21 protein-coding genes are annotated in these 23980 nt (G+C 71.1%); 8 read left to right on the top strand and 13 right to left on the bottom strand.

Going from position 1 to position 23980, the window contains the following annotated elements; translation table 11 throughout:
• Nucleotides 1-7: 7 nt before the first annotated feature.
• A complete protein-coding gene (locus AB0M26_RS01220; RefSeq protein ID WP_365252515.1) occupies nt 8-3331 on the top strand; it encodes a S41 family peptidase in 3324 nt (1107 codons plus the stop codon).
• 126 nt (nt 3332-3457) lie between these two features.
• Here AB0M26_RS01220 and AB0M26_RS01215 read toward each other — a convergent pair whose 3' ends face one another.
• From AB0M26_RS01215 to AB0M26_RS01200, 4 genes are all read right to left on the bottom strand, one after another.
• Complete coding sequence (locus AB0M26_RS01215; protein WP_365252512.1) at nt 3458-3763, bottom strand: hypothetical protein; 306 nt, start codon at nt 3761-3763, stop codon at nt 3458-3460.
• A 135-nt stretch (nt 3764-3898) separates the two neighbouring features.
• Complete coding sequence (locus tag AB0M26_RS01210; RefSeq protein ID WP_365252509.1) at nt 3899-4795, bottom strand: SDR family oxidoreductase; 897 nt, start codon at nt 4793-4795, stop codon at nt 3899-3901.
• Nucleotides 4792-5775 carry an alpha/beta hydrolase gene (locus AB0M26_RS01205; RefSeq protein ID WP_365252506.1) on the bottom strand — a complete coding sequence of 328 codons (984 nt, stop codon included), beginning with the start codon at nt 5773-5775 and terminating at the stop codon, nt 4792-4794. The genes AB0M26_RS01210 and AB0M26_RS01205 overlap by 4 nt, the downstream gene beginning before the upstream one ends.
• A complete protein-coding gene (locus AB0M26_RS01200) occupies nt 5772-7445 on the bottom strand; it encodes an NAD(P)/FAD-dependent oxidoreductase (protein WP_365252503.1) in 1674 nt (557 codons plus the stop codon). Before AB0M26_RS01200 ends, AB0M26_RS01205 begins: the two co-directional genes overlap by 4 nt.
• Nucleotides 7446-7681: 236 nt before the next feature.
• On the opposite strand from AB0M26_RS01200, the gene AB0M26_RS01195 reads away from it, so the two are divergent.
• Together AB0M26_RS01195 and AB0M26_RS01190 are read left to right on the top strand one after the other, a co-directional pair.
• A complete protein-coding gene (locus AB0M26_RS01195; RefSeq protein WP_365252998.1) occupies nt 7682-8461 on the top strand; it encodes a MerR family transcriptional regulator in 780 nt (259 codons plus the stop codon).
• A gap of 180 nt (nt 8462-8641) precedes the next feature.
• Entirely contained in the window at nt 8642-9040 is a 399-nt protein-coding gene (locus AB0M26_RS01190; RefSeq protein ID WP_365252500.1) for a nuclear transport factor 2 family protein, read from the top strand.
• A 330-nt stretch (nt 9041-9370) separates the two neighbouring features.
• On the opposite strand, the gene AB0M26_RS01185 is transcribed toward AB0M26_RS01190, so the two are convergent.
• The 4 genes from AB0M26_RS01185 to AB0M26_RS01170 form a co-directional block, all read right to left on the bottom strand.
• Nucleotides 9371-10204, bottom strand: a complete 834-nt coding sequence (locus AB0M26_RS01185; RefSeq protein ID WP_365252497.1) for a hypothetical protein — start codon at nt 10202-10204, stop codon at nt 9371-9373.
• Nucleotides 10205-10280: 76 nt separating this feature from the next.
• Nucleotides 10281-11198: a hypothetical protein gene (locus AB0M26_RS01180; protein WP_365252495.1), complete on the bottom strand. Its 918-nt coding sequence runs from the start codon at nt 11196-11198 to the stop codon at nt 10281-10283.
• A 133-nt stretch (nt 11199-11331) separates the two neighbouring features.
• Nucleotides 11332-12600 (bottom strand): putative T7SS-secreted protein, encoded by a 1269-nt coding sequence (locus AB0M26_RS01175; RefSeq protein ID WP_365252492.1) that lies wholly within the window; start codon nt 12598-12600, stop codon nt 11332-11334.
• Between the two features lies 1 nt (nt 12601).
• Nucleotides 12602-12904 (bottom strand): hypothetical protein, encoded by a 303-nt coding sequence (locus AB0M26_RS01170; protein WP_365252491.1) that lies wholly within the window; start codon nt 12902-12904, stop codon nt 12602-12604.
• 652 nt (nt 12905-13556) lie between these two features.
• Here AB0M26_RS01170 and AB0M26_RS01165 point away from each other — a divergent pair.
• Entirely contained in the window at nt 13557-13775 is a 219-nt protein-coding gene (locus AB0M26_RS01165; RefSeq protein ID WP_365252488.1) for a DUF2277 domain-containing protein, read from the top strand.
• A 234-nt stretch (nt 13776-14009) separates the two neighbouring features.
• On the opposite strand, the gene AB0M26_RS01160 is transcribed toward AB0M26_RS01165, so the two are convergent.
• Nucleotides 14010-14516, bottom strand: a complete 507-nt coding sequence (locus tag AB0M26_RS01160; RefSeq protein WP_365252485.1) for a DUF309 domain-containing protein — start codon at nt 14514-14516, stop codon at nt 14010-14012.
• Between the two features lie 130 nt (nt 14517-14646).
• A complete protein-coding gene (locus AB0M26_RS01155; RefSeq protein WP_365252483.1) occupies nt 14647-15471 on the bottom strand; it encodes an exodeoxyribonuclease III in 825 nt (274 codons plus the stop codon).
• 107 nt (nt 15472-15578) lie between these two features.
• Here AB0M26_RS01155 and AB0M26_RS01150 point away from each other — a divergent pair, with 107 nt between their 5' ends.
• The gene (locus AB0M26_RS01150; RefSeq protein WP_365252480.1) at nt 15579-16055 is read left to right on the top strand and encodes a GNAT family N-acetyltransferase; all 477 of its coding nucleotides are present in this window, start codon (nt 15579-15581) and stop codon (nt 16053-16055) included.
• A gap of 192 nt (nt 16056-16247) precedes the next feature.
• Here AB0M26_RS01150 and AB0M26_RS01145 read toward each other — a convergent pair whose 3' ends face one another.
• Nucleotides 16248-17681, bottom strand: a complete 1434-nt coding sequence (locus tag AB0M26_RS01145; protein WP_365252477.1) for an NAD(P)/FAD-dependent oxidoreductase — start codon at nt 17679-17681, stop codon at nt 16248-16250.
• Nucleotides 17682-17845: 164 nt separating this feature from the next.
• Here AB0M26_RS01145 and trxA point away from each other — a divergent pair, with 164 nt between their 5' ends.
• Both trxA and AB0M26_RS01135 read left to right on the top strand, forming a co-directional pair.
• Nucleotides 17846-18319, top strand: a complete 474-nt coding sequence (gene trxA / locus AB0M26_RS01140) for a thioredoxin (RefSeq protein WP_365252474.1) — start codon at nt 17846-17848, stop codon at nt 18317-18319.
• 617 nt (nt 18320-18936) lie between these two features.
• Entirely contained in the window at nt 18937-19287 is a 351-nt protein-coding gene (locus AB0M26_RS01135; RefSeq protein WP_365252471.1) for a DUF6059 family protein, read from the top strand.
• Between the two features lie 65 nt (nt 19288-19352).
• Here the strand turns inward: AB0M26_RS01135 and AB0M26_RS01130 are convergent, their stop codons facing one another.
• Entirely contained in the window at nt 19353-19718 is a 366-nt protein-coding gene (locus AB0M26_RS01130; RefSeq protein WP_365252995.1) for a holo-ACP synthase, read from the bottom strand.
• 450 nt (nt 19719-20168) lie between these two features.
• Nucleotides 20169-21860 carry an MDR family MFS transporter gene (locus AB0M26_RS01125; protein ID WP_365252468.1) on the bottom strand — a complete coding sequence of 564 codons (1692 nt, stop codon included), beginning with the start codon at nt 21858-21860 and terminating at the stop codon, nt 20169-20171.
• Between the two features lie 279 nt (nt 21861-22139).
• On the opposite strand from AB0M26_RS01125, the gene AB0M26_RS01120 reads away from it, so the two are divergent.
• The gene (locus tag AB0M26_RS01120; RefSeq protein ID WP_365252465.1) at nt 22140-23924 is read left to right on the top strand and encodes a BTAD domain-containing putative transcriptional regulator; all 1785 of its coding nucleotides are present in this window, start codon (nt 22140-22142) and stop codon (nt 23922-23924) included.
• Nucleotides 23925-23980: the final 56 nt, after the last annotated feature.

The following is a 23980-nucleotide window of genomic DNA, read 5'->3' as shown; positions in this document are numbered from 1 at the left end:
TGGAGACGTGAGCGACCGCGCGTATCTCCGGTTCCCCCACCTGCACGAGGACCTGGTCTGCTTCGCCGCCGAGGACGACCTGTGGGTGGCCCCGATCGCCGCGCCGGGCGAACGCGCGCAGCGGGCCTGGCGCGTGACGGTCGACCGCACCCGGATCGGCCACCCTCGCTTCTCCCCCGACGGAAGCCGGATCGCGTACACGACGTGGCGCAGCCTCGACCCCGAGATCCATCTGGCCCCGACGGAAGGCGGCCCCGCCCGCCGTCTCACCTACTGGGGCAGCACCGACACCCGCGTCTGCGGCTGGAGTCCCGACGAGCACATCCTGGCAGTCGCCTCGCACGGCCAGCCCTTCTCGTACTTCTCCTGGGGCTACAAGGTGCCCACCGACGGCAGCCCCGGTGGCCGCCTCCCCTGGGGGCCGATCTCCGACATCGCGATCGCCGACGTCGGCGGGGAGCATCTGACCCTGCTGCTCACGGGCAAGCCGCCGCACGAGCCCGCCTCCTGGAAGCGCTACCGGGGCGGAGCTACCGGGCGGCTGTATCTGCAGTGCGAGCGGCTGCTGCCGGGCATCCGGGGGCACCTGGACTGCCCGATGTTCGTCGGCGACCGCATCGCCTTCCTCTCCGACCACGAGGGGATCGGCAATCTCTACTCCTGTGCGCACGACGGCTCCGATCTGCGCCGTCACACCGACCATGAGGAGTTCTACGCACGCCACGCCTCGACCGACGGATCGCGCGTGGTCTACCAGTGCGCGGGCGACCTGTGGCTGGCCGAGGACTTCTCGCCCGGCGGTGCGCCACGGCGGCTCGAAGTGCGGCTCGGCGGGCCGCGCGCCGGGCGGCGCACGTACCAGGTCCCGGCCGCCTCGCACATCGACTCCCTCGCCGTCGACTCCACGGGGCGGGCGAGCGCGGTCTGCGTCCGCGGCAGCCTGTACTGGCTCACCCACCGCGACGGCCCCGCCCGGACGATCACCGACACCCCGGGCGTACGGATCCGCCTCCCGCGCATGCTCGGCCCCTCCGGGCGGATCGCGTACATCACGGATGCGGAGGGCGAGGACGCGATCGAAATCGCGGACCTGCCACGGGCCGGGAGCGGACGCGAACCGCGCCGGATCGCCGCGGGCGAGCTCGGCCGGGTGCACGAGCTGGCCGCGTCACCGGACGGCGGGCGGCTCGCGGTCGCGGCCCACGACGGGCGGCTGCTGATCGTCGACGCGGCCGAGGACGTCGGGAGTTCAGAGGCGGCGGCCGAGGACGTCGGGAGTTCAGAGAGGGACGGGCGTACGGTCGGACGGAATGCGGGTGCGGTGGCCGAGTTGGCACGCTCCGGCAACGGGCCGGTGCGCAACCTCGCCTTCTCCCCCGACTCGGAGTGGATCACCTGGTCCCATCCGGGCATCGGGCGCACGCTGCGGCAGATCAGGATGGCCCGCCTCGCCGACCGCGACATCACCGACGTGACGGACGGTCGGTTCGAGGACGAGCAGCCGGTGTTCACCCGCGACGGCCACTATCTCGCGTTCCTCTCCTGGCGCGGCTTCGACCCCGTCTACGACGTGCACACGGGCGACCTGTCCTTCCCGCTTGGCTGCCGCCCCTACCTCGTACCGCTGTCCTCCACGACCCCCTCGCCCTTCGCGCTCTCCCCCGAAGGCAGGCCCGCCGCCGGGGGACTGGACCCCGGCGCCTCGGCCTGGGGCAACGGAACCGTGACAGTGGAAGCCGAAGGGCTGGCGAGCCGGGTGACGCCGTTCCCTGTCGCAGCGTCCAAGTACTCCTCGCTCCAGCCGGTCGCGGGCGGGGGCCTGGTCTGGCTGCGCTGGCCGATCTCCGGCGCGCTGGGCGAGACCTTCGCCAACCCCGCCGACACCACGGGCAAGCCGACCCTGGAGCACTTCGACCTCGCCCGGGCTCGCCGCACCGAACTCGTCACCCACCTCGACTGGTTCGCCCTCAGCGGCGACGGCACCCGACTCGTGCTGGACGACGACGAAGAGCTGCGTGCGGTGCCGGCGATCGAGCCGGGCGACAGCGACTCCACTGTCCACCTCGATCTGCGCCGCATCCAGCACCAGGTGGACCCGGCGGCGGAGTGGCGGCAGGCATATGCGGAGACCGGGCGGATCGTCCGCGCGTACTTCTGGGACCCGGGGATGTGCGGGGTGGACTGGGACGCGGTGCTCGACCAGTACCGGCCGCTGGTCGAACGGGTCGCGTCCCCGGGGGAGTTCGCCGATTTGCTGCGGGAGGTGATGGGTGAGCTGGGCACCTCCCACGCGTACGTCAGCCCCGCACGCCGCAGCGAAGGACCGGCGCACTACCAGCGTCCGATCGGTCTGCTCGGCGCCAACCTCGCCCGTACGGCGGAGGGCGGGTGGGCCGTGACGCGCATCCTGCCCGGCGAGTCCTCCGACTCCCGTGCGCGTTCGCCGCTCGCGGGCTCCGGCATCCGGGAAGGCTCGGTCCTCACGCATGTGGACGGGCGGCCCGTGGATCCGGTGGCGGGGCCGTATCCGCTGCTGACCGCGGCGGGCGGGACGACCGTCGAGCTGACCTTCCTGCCCCCCGGGGGCGAGGGCCCGCCCCGGCGCATCGCCGTCCAACCGCTCATCGACGAGCGGACGTTGCGCTACCAGGACTGGGTGAACAAGCGGCGCGAGGTCGTACGCGAGACCAGCGGCGGCCGGTGCGGCTATCTGCACATCCCCGACATGGGCGGCTCGGGCTGGGCGCAGTTCAACCGCGATCTGCGGAAGGAAATGGCGTACGACGCGCTCATCGTGGACGTCCGCGGCAATGCGGGCGGCAACATCAGCGAGCTGGTGATCGAGAAGCTCACCCGCCACGTGCTGGGCTGGGACCTGACGCGCAACGCGCAGCCGGTGTCGTACACCTCGCACGCCCCGCACGGTCCGATCGTCGCGCTCGCGGACGAAATGACCTCGTCCGACGGCGACATGATCACCGCGGCCATCGAACTCCTGGGCCTGGGGCCGGTGGTGGGCCTTCGGACGTGGGGCGGGGTGGTCGGCATGACGGGGCGGCACCGGCTCGGCGACGGCACGGTCATCACGGTCCCGATGAACGCCGCGTGGTTCGAGCAGTACGGGTGGGGCGTGGAGAACCACGGTGTGGAGCCGGACGTCGAGGTGGACCGCACCCCGCTCGACTGGGCCGAGGGGCGCCACCGGCAGCTCGACGACGCCGTGGAGCTCGCCCTGGAGCTGCTGAAGCAGCACCCCGCAAAGAGCCCTCCGGACTATTCGGACGTGCCGGACCTGCACCGGCCCAAACTGCCGCCGCGCAACGGGAACTGAGGGGTGACGGTGAACTGAGACGTGACGGAGCGCACCCGCGAGAACGGGGCGCACCCCGTGGGGTGCGCCCCGTTCGGCGAAGGCCGGGGAAGCCGTGCGCACGGCGCGCCTGCCCCCTTCCCCGCGTCAGCGGTAGGACTCGCCCTGCATGTCGTCGAAGGAGTCCTGACGGCCCTGCTCGCGACCTTCCTCGGAAGAGCGCTCGCGCTGCTTGTCCTGCGGCCGCTGCTGGCCACCACGCTGGGGCTGCTGTCCACCACGCTGCGGCTGCTGGCCGCCACGCTGCGGCTGGGAGCCACGCTGGGGCTGCGAACCGCGCTGCGGGTTCTGGCGCTCGCGCTCGGACTTCTCGCCCTGGTCGCCGCCCTGCTTGTTCTGCTTCGCGCGCTCCATGCGCTGCGCCTTGTCGTGGAACTGGTCCTTGATGGCCATCGATGTCACTCCTCGCTGGGTGAGGGGGCTTGAGCCCCGGACAAGCCTGACATGGGGGGACACTCTTCGCATTTCTAAACCCAAAACCCACTACGGAGAGCGACAAAGCCCAGCTCAGCACCCGTGTACGCAGCGCTATCCAGTGCGCTCGGCGCGTGTCTTCTCGTCCGCCGCGCCGCCCGCGCCCACCAGTCCGCCGCGCATGCCCCGGTTTTCGGCGAGCCGCGGTTCGATCCGGCGCATCTCGCGCTGCCCGACGGTTCCGACGATGCCCGGCACGTAGCCACGGATCGCCTGCATGCCGCGCAGCCACCACTGCCCGTAGACATGCGCGGAGCGGCGCTCGATGCCGTCGACGATCCGGTCGACGGCAGGGCCCAGCGGGTAAGTGCGGTTGGCCGGCCAGGGCAGCCGCTGGCGCAGCTCGCGCATCACGTCATCCTCGTCGGCCCCGCGCACCATGTCGGTGTCGGTCCAACTCAGATACGCCACGCCGACCTTGACCCCCTTGTGCCCCAACTCGCCGCGCAGGCAGTGGGCGTATGCCTCGACGCCCGCCTTGGACGCGCAGTAGGCCGACATCATCGGCGCCGGGGTGATCGCGGCGAGCGAGGCGATCTGCAGCAGATAGCCGCGGCTCTCCAGCAGCGCGGGTACGAAGGCGCGGGCCGTGGCGGCGCTGCCGAGCAGGTTGACCTCGACGACCCGGTTCCAGGACCGTGCGTCGGAGTCGGGGAACGGACCGCCCGTCGCCACACCGGCGTTGGCCACGACGATGTCCGTCCGCCCGAAGCGTTCACGGACCTCCGCCGCGACACGCTCCATCGCCTCGGTGTCGGTGACGTCGGCGTGCCAGTACATGGACTCGGTCGGCAACCGGTCCGAGACCCGCCTCAGTTCGTCCGGCTCCAGGCCGACCAGCGCGATCTTCACGCCGCGCGCGCCGAGTTTGCGGGCCAGCAGCTCGCCCACGCCGCGCGCCGCACCGGTCACCACCGCGACCCTTCCCTCCAGGGGTGTGCGGGGACTCATGACGTCTCCTCCTTGACCTTGGCAGCGGTCCGTTCGTTGTGTTCGTCCCGTTCGGCGGCGGGCGGTTCACCGGCGGCCAGGTGATCGCGGACGAGTTCGCGGATCACGGCTACGACGGCTTCCGGCTGCTCGACCGGGGTCATGTGGCCGCGCCCGGCGAGCTCGGTGAATCCGGCGCAGTCGGGCAGGGCGGCCACGATCCGCCGGGCCTGCACGATCGGGGTGAGCCGGTCGGCCGTGCCCGCGATGACGGCGGTCGGCACCGTCAGCCGTTCCAGGTTCGCCCCGAGGTCCAGTTCCCCGAGTACACGGGCCCAGGCGGCACGTACGCGGCGCGGGCAGGCGTGCACGATGCGGGCGCACGCCGTGATCATCTCGGGGGTCGCGCCGTCGCCCATCGTGACGTACTTGAGGAGCCGCCGGGCCGGTGGGGTGACCGGGCCGAGCGGCAGGCTCGACCCGAGCAGCGCACGGTGCAGCCGGATGCGCATCCGCTCGTTGCGCAGCGGCACCACCCGCGAGTCGGCCAGCAGCCGCGAACTGCCCGTGCTGCACAGCAGGACGGCGGCGGCGTGCGCGCGGAACGCGGCCCGCTCCGCGGCGGCCATGAGGGCCATCGCGCCCATGGAGTGCCCGGCGAGCACGGCGCGTTCGCCCGGCTCGAGCACGGTGCCGAGCACCGCTTCGAGGTCCTCGGCCAGGACACCGGTGGTGTAGCCGGCGGGTGAGGCCGCGGGACTGCGGCCGTGGCCGCGCTGGTCGTAGGCGATCACCCGGAATCCGGTGGACAGTTCGCGGGCGACCGGGGCCCAGAAGGCGGTCGAGCAGGTCCAGCCGTGGGCGAGGACGACCGCGGGCGCGCCCTCGGGCCCGTACATCTCGACGTGCAGTCGGGCACCGTCGGCCGAGACGGCGGTCAGCTCGCGCACCGCCACGGGTGGATCGTACGGGCCCGGGGCACGGTGCAGCAGACGGCTCATCGGGCGTCCTCCGCGGCGGCGACGAGCGAGCCTTCCTCCGTGGCCCCGCACCCCTCGGCGACGGCGGACGCCTCCGCCGGTGCGGGGACGCCGCCCGGGCGCAGTACGGAGTACTCGGCGAGGTCCACCTGCTGGGTGACGCGGCGGAACTCGGCCGTGGTGCCGGGCCAGACGGTGGTGTTGCGGCCGTTCGCGTCGAGGTACCAGCTGTCGCAGCCGCCGGTGTTCCACACGGTCCGCTTCATGCGCTCCTGGATGTGCCGGTTCCAGGCGCGGACGGCCGAGGGGCGGGCGTCGAGCGCCACCGTGCCGCCCAGGATGTCGAGTTGGCGAAGGTAGTCGGTCATGTAGGAGAGCTGGGACTCGATGATGAGGATCATCGAACTGTTCCCGAGGCCGGTGTTGGGGCCGATGATGGTCATGAAGTTGGGGAAGCCGGACGCGCTCGCACCGCGCAGCGCCTCCATCCCGTCCTTCCACGCCTCCGCCAGCGTCCTGCCCCCGACACCGGTGACCCGCTCGGCGATCGGCATGTCCGTGACGCGGAAGCCGGTGCCGAAGACGATCGCGTCGGCCTCGGTCTCGGTCCCGTCGGCGGCGACGAGCGTCGAGCCGCGGACCTCCTTCAGACCGGCGTCGACCAGCCCCACATTCGGCTGCGCGAGGGCCGGGTAGTAGTCGTTCGACAGGAGGATCCGCTTGCAGCCGATGCGGTAGTCGGGCGTCAGCCGCGCGCGCATGGCCGGATCCTTGATGGCCTTGCGCATATGGGACTTGGCCATGGCCTGGATGAACCCGAGCTGCTTCGGACGCTTGGTAAATGCGCTCACCTGGAGTTCGCGGATGCCCCAGAGCAGGGCGCGGCGCACGGCCCGGGTGGCGGGCAGGACGCTGTGCAGACGGCGTTCGAGCGCGCTGATCCTGCGGTCCATACGCGGCAGCACCCAGGGCGCGGTGCGCTGGAACAGCGTGAGGCGGTCGACGACCGGCTGGATCGAGGGCACGATCTGGATGGCCGACGCGCCCGTACCGATCATGGCGACGCGCTTGCCGCGCAGGTCGTAGTCGTGGTCCCAGCGCGAGGAGTGGAAGACCTTGCCCGGGAAGGAGTCCAGGCCGGGGATGTCGGGGATCTTCGGGTCGGAGAGCGGCCCTGTGGCGGACACGACGACGTCCGCGGTGAGCCTGCCGGTCACGGTCTCGATCTCCCAGAGCAGCTCGGCCTCGTCCCAACGGAGGCTCAGCACCTCGGAGTTGAAGCGGATGTGCGGGCGCAGGCCGAAGGTGTCGGTGACCCGCTCCAGATACGCGCGGATGTGCGGCTGCCCGGAGAAGTTCCGGGGCCACTCGGGATTGGGTGCGAAGGAGAACGAGTACAGATGCGAGGGGACGTCGCACGCGCAGCCGGGATAGGTGTTGTCCCGCCAGGTGCCACCCACCGCATCGGCGCGCTCCAGGACGGTGAAGTCGGTCAGCCCCGCGCGGCGGAGCCGCACGGCTGCGCCCAGGCCGCCGAAGCCCGACCCGATCACCGCCACCCGTACGTGGTCCCGTCCGCTGACCCCTCTGTTGTCCCGTCCGCTGACCCCTCCGCTGTCCCGTCCGCTGACCCCTCCGTGGTCACGGCCCTGCGCCCGTCCGCTGCCCTGGTCGTGGTTCCGCCCGGCCATGCCGCTGCCTCCCAGCCCCTGAACGACAGTGCCAGCAATCACTGGCAACGTTCGGGAGACTAGAGCAGGTCGATACCGATGGGTAGAGGTCTCGCACCGGTAGTTGGCGCCGGGAAGGGCACGGCGGTTACCGCGGGTTGCACCTGGGGTGCGTGTCAGTCCGGGTACCGACATAGGCTGCTGCCGTGGCAAAGGACGAGGAAGCAGCGGAAGCGGCCGAGGCGGCACGCGGTGCTGTGGCACCGGACGCGGCCGAGGCGGCGGGCGGTCCGGCGGCTCCGGACGCGGACCTCCGCGAATACCGCGCCGAGGAGCTGGCCGGGAAGGCCGGGATCACCGTCCGCACCCTGCGCTTCTACCGCGAGCGCAAACTGCTTCCCGAGCCGCGCCGCGAGGGCCGTATCGCCTGGTACAACGACCACCATCTGGCACGGCTGCGGACGATTGCCGCGCTGCTCGACCGGGGGCACACCCTCGGCGGCATCGCCGAACTCATCGCCGCCTTCGAGGCCGGGCGGGACGTCGGCGAACTGCTGGGCCTGGAGGGCGAAACGCCCACGCGCTGGTCCGAGGAGACCCCGGTCCGCCTCACCCCCGAGGAACTCGCCGACTACTTCGCCGACGACGTCACGGCGGAGAATCTCGCGGCCTCCCTCGCGCTGGGCTACGTGGCGGTGGACGGAGACGAGGTCGTCCACGTCAGCCGCCGTCTCCTGGACGCGTCGAGCGCGCTGGTGGCCCAAGGCGTGCCGCTGGCCTCGGTCCTCGCCGCCGCACGCGAGGTCCGGGTCCACGCCGACGAACTCGCCGAGCTCTTCACCCGCCTCATCCGCACCCACGTCCTGCCCACCACGCCGGACGTCGCAGCGGTCGTCGAAAACCTCCGGCCCCTCGCGAAGGGGGTCATCGACGCGGAGCTGTCCATGGCGATGGACCGCCGGATCCGCACCGAACTGAGCCGCACCGAACTGAGCCGCACCGAACTGAGCAGTCTGCCGAAGGAGCCCACGGAATAGGCGACCGGCCAGTAACTTGGGTACGGGACTCGGCAGTCGACGACCGCCGAGCGCCTGCACCGGTAACACCTGGCGCGCCCGCTGGAATGTCCCGGCACGGAGACACGGGGAGGCATGGGCATGCGGAACCGGACAACGGGAGAGAGGCGGAACCGGACAACGGGAGAGACGAGGCCGACCGTGGAGAGCTTTGCCGGACTCACCGAGGCCGACGCACGCGCGTTCACCTCGCGGTGGCTGCCCGCCTGGACGGGCAACGACCCCGAGCGGCTCGCCGACTTCTACGCGGACGACGCCGTGTACTGCGACCCCCAGGTCCCGCAGGGCGTGCGCGGCCGGGAGGAGATCCTCGCCTACTTCCGGCGTCTGCTGGCCCGCTACCCGGACTGGGTCTGGACGAACACCGCCGTCCGGCCCCTCCGCGGCGGCTTCCTCAACTACTGGCACGCGGAGATCCCGGTCGGCGGCACCGTCGTGGCCTGCGACGGGGTCTGCACGGTGACGCTCGAGGACGGACTGATCACGAGGAACGAGGTGTTCTTCGACCGCTCGCCGCTGCTGGCGGCGATGACGTCCTGACACAGAACCGGGGGGCCGGCGCCACCTGCTCGCGGTCCGCTGCGCGGATTGCGACGGCAGTGCCGGCCGGGGTTTCGCGACAGGGACTGCAGTGGCGGGCCTGGGTTCCGCGACGGGGGCTGCGGCCGGGACGGGGGTTCGCGACCGGCGGTGCGTGACGGGGTCTCGCGACCGGGGGGCTGCGGCCGGGACGAGTTCCGCGGCCGGGGGCGCGTGCCACGGTTTCCCGACGGGGGCTGCGGCCGGGATTCGCCGCCGGGTTCCGCGGCCGGGACAGGTTCCGCGGCCGGGGTTCGACAGGGGCGGCAGCAGGCACGGGTTGTTGCCATGTCACCGGACCGGTGACGGTGGGCGCAGTCCCTTGCTGATCACGGCCGTTCCCGCGTCCTCGTCCACGATCTCGATCTCCGGCTCCTCGAAGGACACCGTCCGGAGGACCGTCGTCATGATGTCGCAGAACTCGGCCCAGTAGTCCGTGGATGCGGTGTAAAGCGTGAAGACTGCGGTGAACGGGCCCGTAGGGAAGGGAATATGGACCTGGATCTGCCCGGTGAGGAGCTTCGTCGCCTCGCCGGTCGCCGTCATTTCCGGATTGAGTCGGTACTCGGTCAGCGTGACGCACGAGACCGCGGGCCCACACGGCAGGTCGAGCCAGCGGGCGTCGTTGTGCGGGTCGCCTGAGAGTATTGCGAGGATGCCCTGGGCGGCAATGTCGGTGTCCTTCGAGGCCTGGTCCGTCGGGACGGCCGCCACGGTGAAGGCGCACTGGACAACGCCACGGGAGCCTTCATGTCCGGCTTCGGGCTGCGTTGTCGATCCCGCTGTGCCGCCCTCGGCTGCGGCGCCTTCCGCCGCGCCGTCCGTCGCCGCGTCGTCCTCCTCCGCCGTGGAGAAGAGACCCATCGCGGAGTAGGAGACCCCAGTCTCTGCCATGAGCTCGGCTATCGCGGCGTAGTGGGGCGCGGCGGGCTCCCAGATGCTCTCGTCACCGCGGGAGTAGAGCCCGCGTACGAAGTCCTGGGACCGCTCGGCGCGTTGCTCGGCAGTGGCGGAGAGCGGAAGGGCGTAAAAACCGTCAGGGACGACGAACCAAATGGGCGGGGGCTCAAGCGCGTCGGCGGCGACATGCGGAAGGGGGCGGGCGGGATCAGAGGAGGTTGTCATGGGGCTGGGGCCGTCCTTGGCAGGTTCAGAGCGCGGGGTGCCGCCCGTGGGATTCCAGGGGGCGGGCAGTGAGGCTTCAGCCAGTGAAGTCTTCAGGGTGGTACGCCAACAGGTCGCGTTCCGTGCCGTCGGCGTCCATGACCGTGTACAGGTCGGAAGCCCCGAAGAACGAGTCGATCATGCTGGGCGCAACCAACGCGATCCGGTAACACCCGCAAGTGTTCCGAGTGATGATCGGAGGTCCGGCGTCCGGTGCCTGAGCTGCCGCGAAGGCGCGGGCGGTGTGCTGGTGTGCCGCTGTGAGCGATTCCAAAGGAATCACGTCGAGGGGACCGACGAGGTACTCGGTGAGCCTGGGCCGCCACTGGGCGCGAAGCCTGCACCACGAGCGGTCCATAAAGACGATCTTCACGTCCCGCCCGTCTTTGAAGTCCCTTGGCTCAACCGTGCCGATGGCGGATCGCGGTGCCTCCCAAAGGACCTCGTCCCTGATCATCGTCCGGTCTTTCGTGTGGACGGGAAGCCCCACGATCACCAAGCGGCGGTCGGTGACGATCGCGTGGGTGGTGTACTTTTTCTCGTCCGTTCGGCCGGGATCCAGTTGCCAGGGCAAGGTGCGGGCGATGGTTCCGGGGGCAGCCCACATGACGGGAAAGTCCTCGATCTCGTCGAGCCGGTCGTGGGAGGTGTCCGAGCCCGCACCCGAGCTGTCACCGCCGCCGACGCTGCCTCCCTGTGAGGTGAGGACTCCCATCACGACGGCCCCCAGAGCCATGAGCCCGCCCTTGCCGAGGTTGCGCGCTGCCGCGTTCCCGCCGGCGCGAGCTGTGTAGACCGGGCCCTCGGGCCAGCCCACTAGTTCGCCCTGAATGTCGCGGCGTTCGGCGTCGCGGAACCAGCGCATGCCCTTGACGGTCATGGCGGCGCCAGTGGCGAACGTGACGGGAGTGCGGGCAAGGAGGATCTCGCCCGGTGCGGGCTGCCAGATGTCCATATCCGTATGCATCTTCCTACGTGGCGGCGCTGGGCCTGGGACGTGCGGCGGCCTGAGGGGAGCCTCGGGACGGGGCCCAGAACCCTGGACCGCTGTGTCCTAGGCGCTCAATCTGTCACTTCCAACGGGACACTCAGTGGGCCGATGCCGACTTCTCGAGCTGTTCTCCGGGGAAGAGGGCCTCTCCCACGTGCTGGTGGATGCTCGTGATCTTAGGAAAGATCTTGACTCCGGCGTCGATCGCGATACCGGCTCCCAGTGGGTTGATGTTCACCTTCGGGATGAGGTTGAGTCCCTTGGAGCCGAGCCACTGGCCTTCGTGGTACCCGGCGTTGGCGAGACCTCCCATGCGGGACGCAAGGCCACTGCTCGCATGCGCGACCTCGTAGACGTCGTCGGACATGCCGCCGATCTTCACCAGGCCGGCCTTGCCGATGCCGCCCGCGAGGCCGGACGAGCCCTTTCCGAAGGACATCAGGATGCGTGCGTTGCCGAGCCTGGTCGCCCCGAACCCCTTGCCGAGGTTGGAGGCCGTGGTCGCCGCCTTGGCGGCACCGACCACCTTGATGCCCTTGCTGAACATGCCGATGCCCGGCATGAGGCCCACAGCGTCGAGCCCCATCTGCATCCAGCTCACGTCGGCACCCCCGGCTTTGGCGATGCCGTGCGCCACTAGCGCGAGCCCGCTCGCGATGAGGGCGGCGGTTCCGAAGATTGCCGCGAGGGGCGGGAACGGGAGCGTGATGATCGCCAGCATGCCCAGGACCGCTGTCAGGTCGCTCAGCAGGTCGCCGATCAGCTTGATCATGTCGGCGTGGTCCTGGATCCACTTGCTGGTGGCGTCCCAGGCCTCCGCGACACCGTTGGTGAGTTTGTCCCAGAAGCCGGGCTCGTCAGGGGCGATATCGCCCGCCTTGTCGAGCTCCTTGCTGATCCGTCCCGCAGCCCGGTTGTAGCGCTCCTCAAGGTCATGGACCTTGTTCGTGATCTCGTCTACGGCCCCGGACGTCTTGCCGAGATCTTCGCTGCCCTTGCCCTTGGCTTTCTCCTCGGCCTTATCCCCGGCTTCGAGCTTCTCCCCGGCAGACTTCTCGAGACGGTCGGCCTCGTCCTGGAACTCCTCGAGCTCGCGGGCCCACTTGCGCAGGGCGCGCGCTGCCTTGTCGAAGGACTGGTGGCTCTTGCGTATGAGGGGGGTGACGTCATTGCCGATGTACTCGCTGAAGGCGACCGCGGCCTTTCCCTTCCAGGCGCCGGTCTCGATCCGCTCCAAATCCTTTACAGCAACACCAAGTTCGTGTGCCAGCCCACTGAGCTTCTTGGCGAGGTCCCGGGTGTCCTCCGCATCGCCAGGGGTTGGGTCCCAGCCAATGTGCGGAAAGGCAGGGCGCTTTCCGGCCACGTCACTTGCCCTTCTTCTTCGGAGCCTTGAGGGCCTCGGCGAGGTCGTGGTCGAGCTTCCCGAACTCGTGGCCTATCTGGTTGATCATCTTGACGGCGCCGCCGGTGTGCTTGCCGAGCTGCTTGATGCCGTAGCCCCATTCGCCGCTGAACTCGTGAACGTCCTCAACGAGCTTGTCGGCGCCGACGACCGAGCCGTCGACGGCCTTGAGCGTACGGCGGGCCGCGTCCATGCGGTCGCTGACCGAGGAGAAAGTCTTCTTGAGATCTTCGAAGATCGTTCCTTCAAGACGGAGGTCGCTCATGTTGTCCGGATCCCCTGTGCAGTCGATGGTCTGAAGCCCGCGTTCGCCCTCACGGCTCTCGGCGTGAACTTTCGGTGAAACGTCACACTGAGTGCGGTCGCTGGGGCAACGCCGCAGCCGCGGGCAAGAACGGCGGTTCACTCGTAACTCCCGGTGGTGGGGCGGGGGTTGTCCCAGTTAGATCGACGCTATCGGTGCTGCGCGCGGTTTCACCAACGCCAACTCGCCCATGGAGAGGAGAAAGAGAGCCCCCCGGCGAGTGCACTGGGCCCAGATGCCCGAGATGGCTCCATGCTGCACAGCGGTCCCGGATGGTGTCTGCGGCTATCCTCTCACCGCTGGCGCTCCGCACCCGATGCTCGTGGCTGCTCGTCCCTTCCGCCAGAAAGCGTGGTGCGCTCCCCTGGCTACCGCGTGTCGCTGCGCCGGCGACACAGTGCTTGCGGCAAGTGACCGGGGTTCCGGACGTGGTCCTGGCACGCTGGGCAGGGCACAGTGGTGAACATGACCAAGCAGTGCAACACGAAGATCAGGACCGAAGAGATGCGCCCCGGCAGCGGTGCTTCTCGGCGAACGCATCAGCCCGAAAGTGACAGAATAGTGAGTGCAGGTCGAGCGCAACGCCCCCTGACCTGGGAAAAGGGCTAGCCCTATGTGCCGCAGCATCAAGACTCTCCGCCCGCCCCAGATGGACGACGTCGGCGACGACGACATCAGAGCCGCAGCCCTGCAGTACGTCCGCAAGGTCTCCGGCTTCCACCATCCGGCCGCGCACAACCGCGAGGTCTTCGACCAGGCGGTCGCCTCGGTGGCCGACGCGACGCGCCAACTCCTGGACGACCTGATCGTCCGCGGGTCCGCCTCCCGGTAGAGCGCGAAGACCTGAGCGACCGCGTGACCCGGCCGGACCGAGCGACGTACGACCCAGTGCCCCGCGCGAGACCCCGGGTGCCCGTACGGTCAGCGGCCTGAGCGCCGCACCGGACGCCGACGCGGGGCGCCCGGCCCCCGGAGGCCCTCGCATCCGGACCGACAGCACGGGCCACACGTCAGTGGCCCGTCCATCCCACGTCCGTCCCGCCTCATGCCCTGTGTCAGGCCGGTGTCAGTGGCGCAAGCACAAGCGCGGCAGGTCGAGCGTCGCCGCGGTTGCGGACGCGCCCTCCGCGATGGCGTCCGCCGCCCCGCGGGCCCAGGCCGCGAGACCGCCGGCGTCGATGCCGTACGGGCGCTCGGGCCCGTACGGCTCGATGGCCTCGGCGGCGCGGCGCAGCAGCGACTCCGAGCCGCGGGCGTTGCCGCGCGCGGCGTGGGTCACGCCAACGGCGAGCTGTGCCAGGCCCTTCCACAACGCCCGTTCACCGGGCTCGGACGTCGACTTCCAGGCGTCCTCGAACACCTCGTGCGCGTGGAATGGCATGCCGTCGTCCAGTAGTTCCTGAGCCTCTGCGAGCGTCTGCCCCGGGCTGCGCACGACGCCTTCCGGCTGGCGCTCGACGCCGTCCTCGCCGTAGGGCAGCGGGCGCCCCAAGCCGTCACGCGGCCTGGCGTTGCGGGCGCGCCCGCCCTCGTCGCGATCGCGGTCCCGGCCCGCTGATCCGATCTCGCTCACGGCTCCATGGTGCCTGGTCCGCGCCGGAAGGCTCCCGCCCGCCCCCGTATCGCGCCCGCTCACGCCTGCGTCGAGGGGCGCGGGGGCCGCGCGGTGCTCGGCCCCCGAGCCGCCGCCGTGGTCACGGGACTCAGTGCCCCGTCCGGTACGTCACGGTCACCGGCGCATGGTCCGACCAGCGCCGGTCGTAGCTCGGCGTCCGCTCCACCACGGCCTTCACCGCGCGCTCGGCGAGACCGCGGGTCGCCACGTGGTAGTCGATGCGCCAGCCGCTGTCGTTGTCGAAGGCCTTCCCGCGGTACGACCACCAGGTGTACGGGCCCACCGCGTCCGGGTGGAGCTGCCGCACTACGTCCGCGTACTCCGCCTCCTCGAAAACCCGGGTCAGCCAGTCCCGTTCCTCCGGCAGGAAACCGGAGTTCTTCACGTTGCCCTTCCAGTTCTTCAGGTCGGCCTCGCGGTGGGCGATGTTCCAGTCGCCGCACACCAGCACCTCGCGGCCGCCCCCGTAACCTCCGGCACGGGAGGTGCCCCCAGCCGCCGCCCGCTCGCGCAGCTCCTTGAGATACGGCAGGAACTCGCTCATGAAGCGTTCCTTCTCCTCCTGCCGCTCGGTGCCGACCTCGCCCGAGGGAAGGTAGAGACTCGCCACCGTCACGCCCGGCAGGTCGATCTCGGCGTACCGTCCGCTGCCGTCGAACTCCGAGGAGCCGAAGCCGATCTGCACCCGTTCCGGCTCGCGCCGCGTGTACAGCGACACTCCCGCCCGGCCCTTGGCGGCGGCCGGGGCGTGCAGCACGTGCCAGCCCTCGGGTTGCCGCACGGCCTCCGGAAGCAGGCCGGGCTCGGCCCGGACCTCCTGCAGGCAGACCACATCGGCGGAGGTGCCCGCCAGCCACTCCACGAAGCCCTTCCTGGCGGCGGCGCGGAGCCCGTTCACGTTCACGCTTGTCACACAGAGCACCACGGCACCTTACGGGAGCGGGTGCTCTGCCCGGCTCGGGGCGTCCACACTCCGGTACCCGCTCCGCCTCCCGCCCTCGCCTCCCTACGATGGCGGTCATGCAGATCCGTGCCGTGCGCTTCGACCATCCCGACGCCCTGAAGCTGAACGACCAGGTGCAGCTCGAATACGCGGAGCGCTACGGCGACGGCGACATGACGCCCCTCGACCCGGCCCAGTTCGACCCGCCCCACGGGCTCTATCTCGTCGCGTACGACGGCACGGAGGCGGTCGCGTCCGGCGGCTGGCGCGCCCAGGAGGCGAACGGGGAGGGCTACGCGGACGGCGACGCCGAGATCAAACGCATGTACGTCGTGCCGGACGCACGCGGCCGGGGCCTGGCCCGCCGGATCCTGGCCGCTCTGGAGGACAGCGCGCAGTCGGCGGGCCGAGTCCGCATGGTGCTGGAGACCGGCACCAAGCAGCCGGAGGCCATCGCGCTCTACACCTCGTCCGGCTATGCCCCGGCGGAGAAGTTCGGCTGCTACCGCGAGTACGAGAGCAGTCGCTGCTACGCCAAGCCGCTCACCCACTGACCGGAACCGGAACGGACCGGAACGGCCCTGAACGGACCGGAACTGCACGCGCGAACAGGGGCCGGAACCGCACCCGCGAACCGCGGGCCGGAACCGCACCCGCGAGCCACAGGTCATCGCCTTGCCCGGACACGGGCGAACGGCCGCAGGGGCACGACGAGCAGATTCGGGGCCCGGCGAGGCCGGCAGCCGTCAGCTCCGGTAGGCCTCCAGGAGCCAGAGCCAGACCTCGCTCATCGTCGGGTACGCCGGGACCGCGTGCAGCAGCCGCTCGACCGGCACCTCGCCGGCCACCGCCACGGTCGCCGACTGCAGCAGCTCGCCCACCCCGTGTCCGACGAAGGTGACCCCGATCAGATGGCCACGGTCGAGGTCCACGATCATCCGGGCCCTTCCGCGGTAGCCGTCGGCGAACAGCGATGCTCCGGCCACCTGCCCCAGGTCGTAGTCGACGACCTTCGTCCTGCGGCCCTGGCGCTCGGCCTCGGCCGCCGTCAGTCCGACCGCCGCGACCTCCGGCAGGCTGAACACCACTTGGGGAACGGCCGACGAGTCCGCCGTCGCCACGTGCGCGCCCCAGGGCCCGGTCTCCAGCTTCTCCGCGCCCCGCGCGCGGGCGCCGATCACGCCGCCCGCGATACGCGCCTGGTACTTCCCCTGGTGGGTCAGGAGCGCGCGGTGGTTGGCGTCGCCCACCGCGTACAGCCAGCCGTCGTCCATCGCCGTCACCCGGCAGGTGTCGTCGACCTCCAGCCAGCTCCCCGGCTCCAGACCGATCGTCTCCAGGCCGATGTCGGCGGTGCGCGGCGCGCGGCCGGTCGCGAAGAGGATCTCGTCTGCGACCACCTCACCGCCGTCGTCGAGCTTCACGGTGACCGGACCGCCCGGCGCCTCACGCCGTACGGACGTCGCCGACACCCCGATACGGAGGTCCGCGCCCGCCTCCCGCAGCGCCTCGGCCACGAGCTCCCCCGCGAACGGCTCCATCCGGGGCATCAGCCCCTCGCCCCGGACGAGCAGCGTCACACGCGAGCCCAGCGTCTGGTACACGGTGGCCATCTCCACACCGACGACACCGCCGCCCACGACGGCGAGGCGCCGTGGGACCTCGTGCGCGCTGGTGGCGTCCCGGCTGGTCCAGGGATCGGCCTCCGCGACACCCGGCAGGTTCGGCACCAGGGCCCTGCTGCCGGTGCAGACGGCGACGGCATGGCGCGCGGTCAGCGTCCGGGTGGTCCCGTCGGTGGTGTCGACGGCGACTTCGCGCGGCCCCGTGAAGCGCCCGTGACCTCGTACGAGGTCGACGTCGACCGAGCCGAGCCAGTCGGCCTGCGAGTCGTCCTTCCAGTGGTGGGTGAATCCGTCACGGCGGGCGAACACGGCAGCCGCGTCGAGACTGCCGTCCACGGCCTGGCTCGCACCCGCGACCGCCCGGGCCCCGGCGAGCGCGGCGGCCGGGCGGAGCAGCGCCTTGCTGGGCATGCAGGCCCAGTAGGAGCACTCGCCCCCGATCAGCTCGCTCTCCACGATCACGGTGCGCAGACCGGCCTCCGCCGTACGTCCCGCGAGCGTCTCGCCGACCGGCCCTGCGCCGAGCACGATCACGTCGTACGCGTCCTCCTGCATGGGGATCCGCCTCTCGGCTCAAGAAAGATGACCATGGTCGCTCCTGCCATCCTTCCGCCGCTCGGGGAACTCGGCCACATGAATCTCTGGAATACGGACAGGCTCCCCCCTGTTGCCCCGAGCGGACAGCCCGCCGACGACATTCGGAAGCAGGTAGAGAGCACATGAGTACGGTCGAGCTGACCAAGGAAAACTTCGACGAGGTCGTCTCCGAGAACGACTTCCTCCTCATCGACTTCTGGGCATCCTGGTGCGGCCCGTGCCGTCAGTTCGCGCCGGTTTACGAGGAGGCCGCGGAGCGCCACTCGGATCTGGTTTTCGGCAAGGTCGACACCGAGGCGCAGCCGGAGTTGGCAGCAGCGTTCGACATCCGGTCGATCCCGACCTTGATGATCGTCCGGGAGAACGTGGCGGTATTCGCCCAGCCCGGCGCGCTGCCCCAGGCGGCCCTCGAAGACGTCATCGGCCAGGCACGCGCTCTGGACATGGCGCAGGTCCACAAGTCCGTTGCCGAGCAGCAGGCCGCGCAGGCTCAGGGGCAGGGGCAGGATGCCCCCTCCTCGGCCGGTGAGGCTCCGGGGTCGGGCGCATCGGGATCCGGCGCACAGGGTCCGGGCGCTCCGGACGCCTCTGCCTGAGGCCCCCGGCGGGTTCGCGAGTCCGGTTCGCGAGTCCGGTCCCTACGCCGGTGCGCCTGTACGCCTCCGGGTCCAGATCCAGGTCCAGGTCCCGGAACGGCCGGGACGCGAACGTACACCTTCCGGGTCCGGGGACTGCCGTACGCGGACGTACGCCTCGGGGCCCGGGAACTGCCGTACGCGGACGTACGCCTCGAGTTGTCCCGAACCGGCCGGACGCGAACGTACACCTCCGGGTCCGGGGACTGCCGGGACGCGAACGTACGCCTCCGGGCCCGGGGACTGCCGGGACGCGAACGTACGCCTCCGGGCATCCCAAACGGCCGGACGCGGAACGAGCGAAGCGGCGGGTGGAACACTGCGCCACGGGGGAAGACACTGCGCTCCGCCCGCCGCCGAGGGGGCGCGCCAGGCCGTGGGCGCGCCCCCCGTCATGCACTGTGCCCCTGCGGACTCGAGAGACGCTGGTCAGCCGCTGGAACGCTGGCGGGACTCCGGTTCTCGTCCTCCACTCTCCTTCGAGGGGGCCTTCCTAGCCTCATCGCCGGGCCCGGTGGACACCGTCCGGGCCCCGAGGGCGGATACCGCCCCGAGGACCGGCGAAGGGGATGCAGGGCGTGTGGCGTTCACAGGACTGGCTGCGGCGGGCGGGAAGTCAACTGTCGGTGGGGTTGGTCGCGTTGGGTCAGTGCCTGGGCGCGTACGTCCCTGCCGAGTGCTACGGCTTCCAGCTCGCGACGAGGTCCTCGGGGAGCACGGCCGCCGGAGGCTGGGCTGCCGGAAGCACGGCGGCGGGGAGGACGGCGGCGGGGAGGACAGCACGGACTGCGCGCGGTGACGGTGGGCCGCCGCCCGGTCATCCCGAGCGCCTGGTCCCCACCTGGGCGCTGGTCGGGCCCGAGCGGGCAGCGTGGCGGCGGCTGGAGGAGTTGTGGGAGCGCGACACCCCGCGGGACGGCGGGCGCTGAGAACTCCGCAGGTGCAGTTGGTCCTTGAGCGCTGCGCACGGGTGCCGGCTCGCCCGCGCGAGGGATCAGGCCGCCGCGATCACGACGGCCGAGGCCACGTCCGCGTCGTGGGTGAGTGACAGATGCCATGAGGTGACGCCGTGTCGGGCGGCAGCGGCCGCGACGGTGCCGCGGACGTGAAGGGTGGGGCGGCCCCCCGGGCCCGTGCGGATCTCCGAGTCGTGCCAGCGGAGCCCGGCGGGCGCGCCAAGCGCCTTGGCAAGCGCCTCCTTGGCCGCGAACCGCGCCGCCAGGGACGCCGCACCACGCGGCGCACCCGACGGGAGCGCCCGTTCCTCGTGGGTGAACAGCCGGTCGGCAAGGCCCGGATGGCGCTCCAGGGCGAGACCGAACCGGGCGATCGCCGCCACGTCGATACCCACGCCCACAATCTGTGGTGGGGGCGAGGGATGCGGAGGGGTGACGAGCGGGTATGGCAGGAGCCAGGTCAGCCACCTGCCGATCCCCGTCAGAAAACCACCGTGCCGAGCCGCTGCGCCCATGTCTTCGCTTCGCATGCGGGTGAGGCTGTCACCGCTGGCTCGACGGCTGCTCGAAGAGCTCCCGAGCCCGGCCCGAGGCGCCTCCGGCGGCCCGAGGCTGCCGTTACAGCCCAAGGTGCCGGTACGACCCAAGGTGCCGGTACGGTCCAGACTCCCTGCGCGATACAGGGCGCCTGCGGGGCGCGCTGGGAGGTCCTCCGTGTCCCGGCCGGTGCGGTGCGCGGGGCTGGGAGCGAGGGCGTGTGCAGGGACGGGGGGCGCCCCATCGTCCTGCGACGGCGGGGCGCGCTCCTCGTCGGCGTTACGCCCCGGAGCTGCAGCCCGACGCTGTTCCCCCGCTCAGCCCGTCCATGGTTCGCCGGGTCTCTGGGCGTCCGCCGGCCTCCCGGAATCACCGTCCGCGTCCGCCGCCCTGCCGGATGCTGCGCCACCGTCCGCTGCTTTCTCGGGCGCACCGGGGTCGCCCGGGCCACCGGGCCCTCCAGGGCCCCCCGGGCCTCGGGGCTCCAGCTTGACGTCCTTCAGCATCAGCGCGAGCACCAGGCCGACCAGCAGCACGGGCACGGCCGAGAGGAACACGGTGGACAGCGCCCCGCTGTAGACATCCGCGACAGCCGAGGCGGTCTGCGGATCGAGTGCGTCGATCCGTTGCGGCTCCAGCGTGCCGCCCACCAGCCGGTCCGCGACGTCCGCCGGGAGGTGCCGAGCGGCCTCGGTGGCCAGTCGCGCATTGAGGAGCGAGCCGAACACCGTGGCGCCGAAGGCGACTCCGATGTTGCGGGCGAGTCCGACCGTGGACGTGCTGACGCCGATGTGCTGCCGGGGGGCGGTGCTCTGGGCGACGAGGGTGGTCACCTGCGAAGAGAGCCCGACGCCGATGCCCATGACAGCGAGCAGGGCGCTGACGGTCGCGGCTCCGGTGTCCGCGGAGGTCAGCGACATGAATCCGGCGGCCACCGCGGCGAGCGCGGTGCTGGCCACCGGGAACCACTTGTAGCGCCCGGTCTTGCCGATCACCTGCCCCGCCACCACCGTCGCCACGGCCATGCCGATCATCGCGGGCAGGAACAGCAGCCCCGTACGGGTGGCGCTGACGCCCTCGACCGTCTGGAACAGCAGCGGTACGAAGTTGACGCAGCCGAAGAAGGCGAAGCTGACGGCGAAGGCGACGACCACGCAGATGGTGAAGGTCCGGTTTCCGAACAGCCCCAGCGGGACGACCGGTTCGGCCGCGCGCCGCTCGTGACGCGTCCAGACCGCGCCGAGCAGCACCGCACCCGCGCCGAGCGCGAGGACGGCGATGTGCCCCCAGCCGTAGCGGCCCGCCAGGTCGGTCACCAGGACCAGGCAGACGATGAGGCCGGTGAGGAGTGCGGTGCCGCCGTAGTCGATGCGCGGCCGGATCGCGCCGTGGGCGGCGCGGGGCAGCAGGGCCCGGATGCCCGCCATGGCGAGCAGGCCGAGCGGCACATTGATGTAGAAGATCCAGCGCCAGCCGAGCTGGTCGGTCAGGAAGCCGCCGACCAGCGGCCCGGCCAGGTTGGCGATGACCATGACGCCGGCGAACCATCCCTGGTACTTGGCGCGTTGGCGCGGTGGCATCAGGTCGCCGAGCACGGAGAACGCGCTGACCTGGAGCCCGCCTCCGCCCAGGCCCTGCAGCGCGCGGAATGCGACGAGCTGGCCCATCGTGCCGGCCGCGCCGCACGCCGCGGATCCCGCGAGGAAGACCACGATGGCGGTCAGATAGACCGCCCGGCGACCAAAGAGGTCACCGAGTTTGCCGTATACGGGCATAGCCACACTGAACGTCAGCATGTACGCCGTGAACGTCCAGCTGTAGAGGTGCAGCGCGCCCAGATCCGCGGTCAGGCTGGGGCCCGCGGTGGCGACGATCGACTGGTCGAGCATCGACATCGCGCTGGTCAGGAGCAGGGCGGCGAGAAGCAGCGGGAATCGGGGCGGCAGGGGGCGCGGAGGCGGTGCGGTGGCCTCCGTTCCTTGCGGACGGCCTGGTCCGGCGTCGGTCATCGGGTCCTCCTCGGGCTACACTTCTGGGCTATTTGCAATTGTATGCCACGCGCATATAAATGTCTTGTGTAGCCTGGCGTCCGGGGGTGGAGATGCGACCGGGGGATTTCTCAGGCCGTGACCTGATCGCCGCCTGCCATCGAGCACCGCTCAAGCAGAAGTCAAGTAATCGACCTCACGCTCACGAAGTGCATCAGGCCGTATCAATGATGCAGACCAACGGGAGGGCCAGTGCTGCAGATCGGGTTACTTGGAACCCTGCAAGTCGTCCATGACGGCGTGCACGTCACGCCATCCGCACCAAAGGTCCGACAGGTTCTCGCGTTGCTGGCCCTGCGGGCCAACACCACGGTCCCGCTGCACCAACTCGTGGAAGAACTCTGGGAGGAGCGCCCGCCGTCCAGCGCGGCGACGACGCTCCAGACCTACATCTACCAGTTGCGCAAGCTGCCCGGGCTCTGCGATCCGCAGCTCCCCGGCCCCGCTGTGGGCCCCCGGGCCCTGCTCACCACCCCGGGGGGCTACCGCCTCTCGGTCCCTTCGGACTGCCTGGACTCACAGGAGTTCGGAGAACTCGCCGCGCGCGGCAGAGAGTCGATGGAGAGAGGCTCGGTAGCGGAAGCCGCCGACATGCTGCAGCGGGCCCTCACTGTATGGCGAGGGCCCGCTCTCAGTGATCTGGCCCCCGGCCCGATCGTCGGGATCGACGCCCTGCGGCTCGAGGAACAGCGCTACGAGGTCCTCGAGGAGCGGATCAACGCCGACCTGCTCCTCGGCCGGCACCACCGCCTCATCAGCGAGTTGACGGCGCTCGCCGCCGACAACCCCACCCGCGAGGGGCTCCACGCCAAGCTGATGCTCTCGCTCTACCGGGCGGGCCGGCGGCCGGAGGCTCTGGAGGTCTTCCAGCGCATCCGCCGCGTCCTCACCCGGGAGCTGGGGCTGGAGCCCTGCTCCGAACTCCAGCGACTGCACCAGCAGGTGCTGGCCGGCGACCGCGGTCTCGACCTTCCCGGCGGCCGGACGGCCGTCCACGGCGCGCCCACCGGTGGACCACCGGTGACGCTGCCCGCGGACGCTCCCCTGGTGGGACGGGAGGCCGATCTGCTGCACGTGGGGCGGATGCTGTCGGAGCCGGGGGGCACCGACGGCCCGCGGTGCGTCGCCGTATCGGGACCGCCCGGGGCCGGCACCACCGCTTTCACCGTCCATCTCGCCCACCGCCTGGGCGACTCCTTCCCGGACGGGCGGCTCTACGTGTCCTTCGGCAACCCTGCGGACCCGCTGGCCATCGACGAGGTTCTGGCGACCCTCCTCGAGGCCGTCGGCCACCGGCGCGCCGAGCTGCCGCCCCTCCGGGCCGACCGTGCCAGGATGTTCCACGCCTGGACCACGGGCCGCCGGGTGCTGCTGGTCATCGACGACGTGGCGACGACCGACCAGGTCACCGACCTACTGCCTGCCGACTCCGGGTCCGCCGTGCTCGTGGCCGGCTACCGGCGCCTGTACGGCAGCCAGTTCAGGGCGCGGGTCGATCTGCCGCCGCTGTGTTCGGAGCGCTCGCTCGAACTGTTCCTCGCTGCGCTCGGCCGGGACCGGGCGCTGGGCGACGCTCCGGGTCTCCACACGATGCTCGACCTGTGCGGGGATCTGCCCGGTCCGACCCTGGAGGCCGTGGGGCTGCTGGCGCTGCGGCCGCACTGGTCGATCCGTCAGCTCATCGACTGGCTGAGCCGCGACAGACCCGCTGTCGTGGCGCATCAGAGGCCGCATCCGTTCCACCACGTGGTGCGGCGCTGCGGCCGGCTCGAGCCCCGGCTCCGGGAGGCCCTGGCCAAGCTGGCCTGGGAGTCCACCGGCGATCTGACGGTGGAGCAGGCGGCCGCGATCCTGGGGAGGGACGCGGACGAGACCGAGGAACTCCTGGAGGAGCTGGTCGAGTTCTTCCTCCTCGGCGTCGACATGGCGAGCGACCCGACCACGGAGCGGTTCTTCCAGTACCGCCTGGCCCCGCTGGTGCGGACGGCGCTGCGCGCCATGCAGCCCGCACGCACCTGCGTCTGACAGCACGTGACTGATGAAGGGGGCGCCCTCGCGGGGCGCCCCCTTCCGGCGTTGTC

It is taken from the genome of Streptomyces sp. NPDC051776 (assembly GCF_040681345.1).
In the GTDB taxonomy this organism is placed as follows: domain Bacteria; phylum Actinomycetota; class Actinomycetes; order Streptomycetales; family Streptomycetaceae; genus Streptomyces.
This window is presented reverse-complemented; position numbering and strand designations above follow the sequence as displayed.